This is a genomic window from Pseudomonas sp. Sample_10 (assembly GCF_004321495.1).
Taxonomy (GTDB): domain Bacteria; phylum Pseudomonadota; class Gammaproteobacteria; order Pseudomonadales; family Pseudomonadaceae; genus Aquipseudomonas.
Map to the genome: position 1 here is coordinate 69,287 of NZ_RCOE01000154.1, position 6,595 is coordinate 75,881.

A 6,595-nucleotide genomic window follows, 5' to 3' on the forward strand; every position below is an offset into this window, starting at 1 on the left:
TGCCGGCAGTCACACAGCTTGCACCACCTCAATCCCCAACCCGCGGTAATCCTCGATATTTCCCGAGGCCACATGCCGCTCGGTAATCAACGTATGCAAACGCGAACACGGCGCAACCACGAACGGTTCCACCGCGCCAAGCTTGTCCGCCGTGGTGACCGCAATCACATGGGACGCACTGTCGAGCATCGCCTGTTTCACCGGCACTTCATCAAAATGCAGCGAGCTGATGCCCACTTCCGGGTGAATCGCGCATACCCCGGTGAACAGCAAATCGGCTTTGATCCCTTTAATTAGACGCAAGGTTTCATGCCCGCTGGCCGACAGCGTCGCCGGGTTGAGCTGGCCACCGGCCAAAATCACTTTGACGCCCTTGTACTCCGACAGCGTGATCGCTGTCATGGGCGACGCAGTGACGGCCGTGATGCGAATGTCCAACGGCAACGAACGCGCGATCTGCAATGTGGTGGTGCCGGAGTCGAACATCACGGTCTGGCCGTCTTCAACCCGTTCGGCCGCCATTTGTGCAAGACGGGTTTTCACCTCGTCGGTCTCGCTGATCCGGGTGAAATAATCCTTGCCAGTGTCTTTGGGCCGCGGCAACGCCCCGCCGTGGACTCGCTGCACCAGGCCGGCCGCGGCCAGCTCCGACAGATCGCGGCGAATAGTGTCTTCGGACACGGCGAAATGCTGGCTCAGCCCCGACGCCATGACTTTGCCGTCGCGCTCGAGGATCAAGAGGATTTTCTGCCGACGCAGATGTGGGAGTTCGGTTGCGGAGTGATCCTGCATGCTTGTGCCTGTTTGCGCGTTAATCTGCGGGTTTTGCGAGATTAGCCAAACCGCCCGACAAACACAAACCATCGCACCAGGTATCATTTGTTTCGATCTTTCAAATCATGAAGCCGAATTTTTTATTCAGCGGTGGCCTGTCCAAAATGGCGTCCATCTCTCCTATTCCGGATGAACACTTCATGAATCTGAATTTCGCATTTGCCTGCATGATCGTGGTCTCGTTTACCATCGCACTGGTACATACCTGAACAGCATCGAACCCCTTGCGAAACCGTGGGTCTGCTCCTGGGAAAAATAAACATGAATGTGCCGGGAGTATCTGCTTCCTAGTCGCAACTTGTCGCATCGGCCAAGCCGATTCGCCGGCCCATTGATTCTTCATCGCCGTGCTGCTGGCAGAGGAACTCGCGTATCGCTTCGGCGGTTCGCCTGGCGCTGGTTACCACAAAAAAATGCCCCTCGCCCTTCAAGACGTGCAGCTCGGCAAGGCGTATGGTGCGGCGCAGGATATGCGCGTTGTACAGTCGCACCAGAGTGTCGCGCTCGCCAGTGAGGATCAGTGTGCGCTGGCGCAGACGGAATAACCGCAGCAGGCTTGTCCAACCGACCAGCGCTGTAAGCTGATGGTAATAGGTTCTCGGGTTGGCCGTGAGCATGCCGTTCACCACACCGAAGCGCAGCAGCGTCTGAATCGAATGGCGCGAGCGTTCCTGTTTGCGCAGATTGGCGCTTTTGCTCCTGCCAAAGAAATCCAGGACATCGGCGGGCTTCACCAGCATCGCCGGGCCGGCCGAGGTAGCTGCGAGGATCAGACGGCGCACCATGCTCGGGTACCGCAGGGCGAATTCTTGCGCCAATGCACCGCCCCAACTCACGCCGAACACGTCGATCTGGTCGACTCCCAATTGCCTGAGCATCCCGGCGATCAAGTCGGCATGGCGCGGCAGACGCAGTGGCCAACGGGGCATTTGCGATTTGCCGACCCCTGGCACGTCCAGCGTGATGGTCTTGTAGTCTGCCAATTGTTCGCGCAGGGGATCGAAAGTGCGGATCAGACCACCCAGGCCGTTGAGCAAGAGCAGCGGCGAGCCTTGACCTCGGATTGAAACGTTCAGCTGCAAATCGTCAACGGTTAATGTGTGCGTTCTCATCGTTTTGCCCCTTGGCATACTTTCCCTGCATACCCTTTCCACACACAACATTGAGCAGAATCACTCATCTCACGCGCCTGGGTTTGTCACTTGAATGAAGATCGACCAGGCCCCCAGCACTATCCAGAACGTCGTAAAAATCCATGGCGTACGAACCGAAAACAGCAAGGCTTTGCGGTAGCCCTTATGGGTGGACTCTCGTTCGGAAAACAAAGGCGATTCGTCATAGGCCAATCCCATTAGTGGTTCACTGCGAAGCAGCTCACTCTGTTTGAAATACCAATGATCGATGATGTCATAGGCCGCTCGTATTCCGGGCCAGGCGTTCAGTGAGCTGAGTACCCCAAACAGCGCCAGAAACGGAGGTACCACCAACGTAAACAGTTTCCCCCACTCGGGGTTCAGATTGGCCATGCAGGACGCAAAGGCAATCACCAAAAATGACTGAGCGGCCAAGTAAGCGTCTGTTCGATTGGCCAGAATACTGGTTTCGTATTGAATCTCCCTTCGGTAGAAATCCAACCGCTCCTTGGGCGATCCGAACATCTTTGCGTTGTGCTCGCTCAATTCGGTTTCGTCGATGTAGGAGGTCAAAATTTTCGGCACGATAGACTCACTCTGATCGGTTAGTGCGGTCGCGTTCAACCCAATGCGGCATCAAGAAACATCATGATGCCTTTGTTACGCAGGCACATGACCAATCTCCTCAGGCCCAAAAGGCGCCGATACTCATTCGGTGATTCACTGAATGCGGCGTCCACAGTCATCTGAAGGTGATGGACAGGAGAAAGTTTATTCAAAGATTTTTCAGATTCGACAAGCGGCATGACCGGCTACCGCTCAAGCATTTATTTCACCAGTCGTCGGTTGAGCTTTCGCGTTTCCAAACTTACCTGACGCAAACGCTATCTACACTGCGTCTACTGCAGCCTGGCTCTGCTGCACGTGCATCAATTACTCGCGACATGCCCCGCAGCGCCTGTGTTCACCAGCGCCTTCAACGCTGCATCGAACTGCTTCAACGCATTCACTTGTAGTTCGGTCTGCTGACCAATCTGCGCGGCAATCTGCGGCGCGGCCTTGCCATGCACCCACACCGAAGGCATTTGTTGAGCACGCGAACCTTCAGCCTGGCCAATGTACTGCAAGTTTGCATCGTAGAATTTGGCCATGAATCGCGCCTCAACCTGGCTGTTGCGCTTGGAGACCAGGCGGCTGTAAGTGTCGAGCATCACTACCACATCCGGATGGGCCTGTACCGCCGCATCCAGGCTGTCGTAGACCGTTACCGACGCGAACTCTTTCTGCAACGACGCCATCAACCAATTGATCGCCCGTTGCGGATCGGAGCTGTCAACGAATGCCTGGCTGATTCGCGAATCCAGCTGGGGATTCTTCGCACCGTTCACTGCCACCGCGTGGTAGCGCTCGAGGTATTGCTGGGTGTTAAGGGTGTTTTCGCTATAGAGCACCGCCACGGTCTTCGCCTGTCGCAAACTGGCAGCACTGTCGGCAATGGGCAGGAAGTGGCAGGACGGGTCAGCCGCAACGGCCGGATCGGCAACAGCAAAGCCACCGCTTAATACGGCGATAAAAGCCAGCAAGGTCGACATTCTCATCGCGCTGATTCCTTCAAAGGCGAGATCGATATGACCCTATCCTCCTCTGATGACAGAAAAACAGAACTTGCATTGCTTAATGATGAGTATCGAGCAAATGAATGGTCGCTATGAGCGCACGCGCCCAATCGTCCGCAGAACGCGAGGCATCTCGTACCTTGATGAATTGCCGCGAGTGATACGTCGCGGATACCTCAGCGCCTTCTACTGTTTCCCGCGTGTTACCTCAGCGACGCAGTTGTCACTTCTGCGCCGCGAGGCAGGCCAATAGAGTATGGCCTTCGGTGAGTTTTCAGGGTTGACAGCCTGTCGGCCTTGCCCTGCGCCGATCCCCCATCACGGAAGAGGTGAAATCATGAGTTTTGTGAAAGTGGAAAAAAACCAGAGCAGTGCCCCGTCGGAAGCCGACATGAAAAAAGCCATGGTCGAGGCTGGCGGAACACCGGGCGAGTGCAGCGGCACCAATGCTGCCCGTACCTTGACTTACACCGGCGTGGTCAATCACACCGTGTATGAGAACAAGCTGATCGAGGTCGCCAAGGGCAAACGTACCAGCTGGAATTTCGTCTGGGCCGACGCGCAGGCCGCTTGAAACCAGGGCGAGGCGGCCTCTGGGTCGCCTCGTCGTTGCTTGCATTTGATACAACGCGGTTACCCGCCTGTAACGCCAAGATACTTCGCTCCCCTGCCCCATGAACCTAGAGTGAAGCCCTCAATGGACCGACCGGGATCACTCTCCGCCGCCCCATTGATTGCCCAACACACCACCAAGGAAGAGGGAACCATGAGCAAATCAATTGCTGTCAGCCAACAAAGCCAGCAGCTTCACAATGATGTGCAAGAAGCCGTCAAATCGATCATGGGTGCAACGCAACTGAAGACGTCAGACTATAACCGGGTACTGAGATCCGCCCTGGCGGCAACGCAAAAAGTCGTCACCATCGAGATCGCCGCCGGCGATCTGACCCTGCTGAAAAAATCTGGCTACAAGCTGTGCTTTGCCAAGAAAGTCGGCACAGCAGACTACAACGTGGTCTGGCAGTCGTATGACGCATACCTGAGCAACAACGAGTTCAGCTGGACTCCGCAATATCAGCTGTTCGCTTCCAACGTGTTCAAGGAAAACGTTCAGGTCAAAGTCTCGACCAATATCGTCAACATAGGATTGGGGCAGACTTCGACACTCGATGAACACGGCCTGTTGAGCCCGGCGGTAACGGGGGGGCCGGACATCTCCATGACCTTCGTGAACAACTACGCACCGATTCATCCAGGCATCAACCAATTGTCCACCGGCATCGATGGCAAACAGGTCAGTACGCCGATCTATGTGGCCGTCGATCAGGTGGTCACCGGCAACACGGTGTTGACCCCCGTCGAAACCATCCTCGTGTGGTTCGAACAGAACGTGCAGACCAGCACCATGTTCAGTACCTCACGCTCCAAGGCGATCGAAATCGACCTGACGTTCGATAACACCGCAGGTCGCCTTTACGAAGGCGGTCAATGGAAAACCGTGTAACCCCTGCAACGGGGCGGCCTCAGGGTCGCCCCTTTTACTCGTCGATCGCGCCGTTGGCAAAGTAGCCCGTCAACGACAGGCAGATCGACTCGGCCAACGCTTCCTGGGTGGCGATGCCATAGGGCTGGTTGCGGTCGAACTGTGCCGACCAGCGAATCCGCCCCTGCGCTACATCCACCAGCCGCAACGACGCCCGAACCCGTGCCGGCTCGACCCGCACGCTGCCCTCCAGGCAATAGCAGTAGCGTCCACCGCGCCCCATCGCGGCAGCTTTGACGCTGTTGCGCGGCACTTTCAGCAATACATGGTTGGTGCCTGTTTGGGTTTGTTCGAATGACTCAAACAAGCGGCAGCTCAACTCCTCACACAGCCCTCGGGCAAAATCGTCGCCGTCGCGGGTAATGCAGGTGAACGGCTGGATCTGCAACACCGGGTGGCGCGTGCCGATGTGTTTATGCCGAAAACGCTGATACACCAAGCGATAACAACCCGGGGGAATGCTCAGCCGTACCGGCTCTTGCTGGCCGCTGGTGGCGTAATGCGCGGCGAGCTTTCGCCGCAACCGGCCGACCTGCACCCGCACCACCGGATCGTCACCCGTGCAATAGACGGCCGGATCACGACGAAACACCGCGATGCCGATGGCGTACTCGGTGAGCTGGGTGTTGGAAGATTGCAGGTCATGCTCGACCAGAAAGCGCAACAAACTGCCCATGCGCCGCGATTTGGCAAATAACGGACTGGCCAGCAACGACGCCAGCACCCGCTCCATTTCTTCTCGATCAAGCGGTTCGGGAACCCCGTCCGCACTCGATTCGACCATGCTCTTGATCACCATCGCCTGCCTCCGTGCAGGTTGCCGACAGGAATAGAAATCGTACTCCGTGGGTACACACGCAACGTCAGCCGAGAACAGGCTCGGACGCTGCAACGACGAAGCTTAGCAGCCGTGCCGGAATGAGCAGGCGAATGCAGTGATAGCAACCTGACATCCGACGAACGTTAGCTTTCGGATCGGCCATACACTTAAGCGTTATCACTTTGTGATGAGGAACGGGTTCGCATGAACGACGCGCACCCAAGGTGCGCAAGAAACAGCGCCGAAACGCCAGGCGAAAAAAACCCGCATCACTGCGGGTTTTCTTTAGGGCTCAAGCGGATTGCCTCAACCACGACTCAATGGGTTTTTTTTGACCCCGACGGACCGGCATTGGTCAGTCCCTTGGTGTTGTGATCACCCGGTGTAGTCGTCGAGACGGCCCGGGCTTTGCTGATGCCACGGGTGTCTTTCGAACTGGCAATGCCTGAAGTCGCGGTGCCATGACCGTTGTCGTCATTGCGCTCACTGCCATAATGGTTACCGCTCACTCCGTGATTGCGGGTTGCTTTACCGGCATGATCGCTGGCCAGACCCTTGCCATGACCGCTGCTGGCGGAGCTGCCGCCGTGATCGGAACCGCTGCGACCACCGCTGTGACCACCACCATTCCCGCCGCCGTGGCCTCCAC

At 56.9% G+C, this 6,595-nt stretch carries 7 protein-coding genes and 1 pseudogene; 2 read left to right on the forward strand and 6 right to left on the reverse strand.

The features are described 5' to 3' along the window. Positions 1 to 9 precede the first annotated feature (9 nt). From D8U18_RS15415 to D8U18_RS15430, 4 genes are all read right to left on the reverse strand, one after another. Positions 10 to 792 carry a DeoR/GlpR family DNA-binding transcription regulator gene (locus D8U18_RS15415; RefSeq protein ID WP_131107922.1) on the reverse strand — a complete coding sequence of 261 codons (783 nt, stop codon included), beginning with the start codon at positions 790 to 792 and terminating at the stop codon, positions 10 to 12. A gap of 329 nt (positions 793 to 1,121) precedes the next feature. Continuing rightward, positions 1,122 to 1,946 (reverse strand): alpha/beta hydrolase, encoded by an 825-nt coding sequence (locus tag D8U18_RS15420; protein WP_131107923.1) that lies wholly within the window; start codon positions 1,944 to 1,946, stop codon positions 1,122 to 1,124. Between the two features lie 69 nt (positions 1,947 to 2,015). Then, entirely contained in the window at positions 2,016 to 2,492 is a 477-nt protein-coding gene (locus D8U18_RS15425) for a hypothetical protein (RefSeq protein ID WP_130904781.1), read from the reverse strand. A gap of 404 nt (positions 2,493 to 2,896) precedes the next feature. Beyond that, positions 2,897 to 3,565: a hypothetical protein gene (locus D8U18_RS15430; protein WP_056853461.1), complete on the reverse strand. Its 669-nt coding sequence runs from the start codon at positions 3,563 to 3,565 to the stop codon at positions 2,897 to 2,899. 355 nt (positions 3,566 to 3,920) lie between these two features. Between D8U18_RS15430 and D8U18_RS15435 the strand changes: the two genes are divergently transcribed. Further along, a complete protein-coding gene (locus tag D8U18_RS15435; RefSeq protein ID WP_056853460.1) occupies positions 3,921 to 4,157 on the forward strand; it encodes a hypothetical protein in 237 nt (78 codons plus the stop codon). 192 nt (positions 4,158 to 4,349) lie between these two features. Beyond that, on the forward strand, positions 4,350 to 5,087 hold the full coding sequence (locus D8U18_RS15440) for a hypothetical protein (protein WP_056853459.1): 738 nt from the start codon (positions 4,350 to 4,352) through the stop codon (positions 5,085 to 5,087). Between the two features lie 34 nt (positions 5,088 to 5,121). On the opposite strand, the gene D8U18_RS15445 is transcribed toward D8U18_RS15440, so the two are convergent. Next, complete coding sequence (locus D8U18_RS15445) at positions 5,122 to 5,925, reverse strand: hypothetical protein (protein WP_130908572.1); 804 nt, start codon at positions 5,923 to 5,925, stop codon at positions 5,122 to 5,124. A 338-nt stretch (positions 5,926 to 6,263) separates the two neighbouring features. Then, positions 6,264 to 6,595: pseudogene (locus D8U18_RS15450) on the reverse strand (hypothetical protein); the annotation flags it as partial.

Coding starts and splice junctions, on each gene's coding strand:
- D8U18_RS15415 (WP_131107922.1), bottom strand. CDS start 792: ATGCAGGATCACTCCGCAACCGAACTCCCACATCTGCGTCGGCAGAAA.
- D8U18_RS15420 (WP_131107923.1), bottom strand. CDS start 1,946: ATGAGAACGCACACATTAACCGTTGACGATTTGCAGCTGAACGTTTCA.
- D8U18_RS15425 (WP_130904781.1), bottom strand. CDS start 2,492: ATGTTCGGATCGCCCAAGGAGCGGTTGGATTTCTACCGAAGGGAGATT.
- D8U18_RS15430 (WP_056853461.1), bottom strand. CDS start 3,565: ATGAGAATGTCGACCTTGCTGGCTTTTATCGCCGTATTAAGCGGTGGC.
- D8U18_RS15435 (WP_056853460.1), top strand. CDS start 3,921: ATGAGTTTTGTGAAAGTGGAAAAAAACCAGAGCAGTGCCCCGTCGGAA.
- D8U18_RS15440 (WP_056853459.1), top strand. CDS start 4,350: ATGAGCAAATCAATTGCTGTCAGCCAACAAAGCCAGCAGCTTCACAAT.
- D8U18_RS15445 (WP_130908572.1), bottom strand. CDS start 5,925: ATGGTGATCAAGAGCATGGTCGAATCGAGTGCGGACGGGGTTCCCGAA.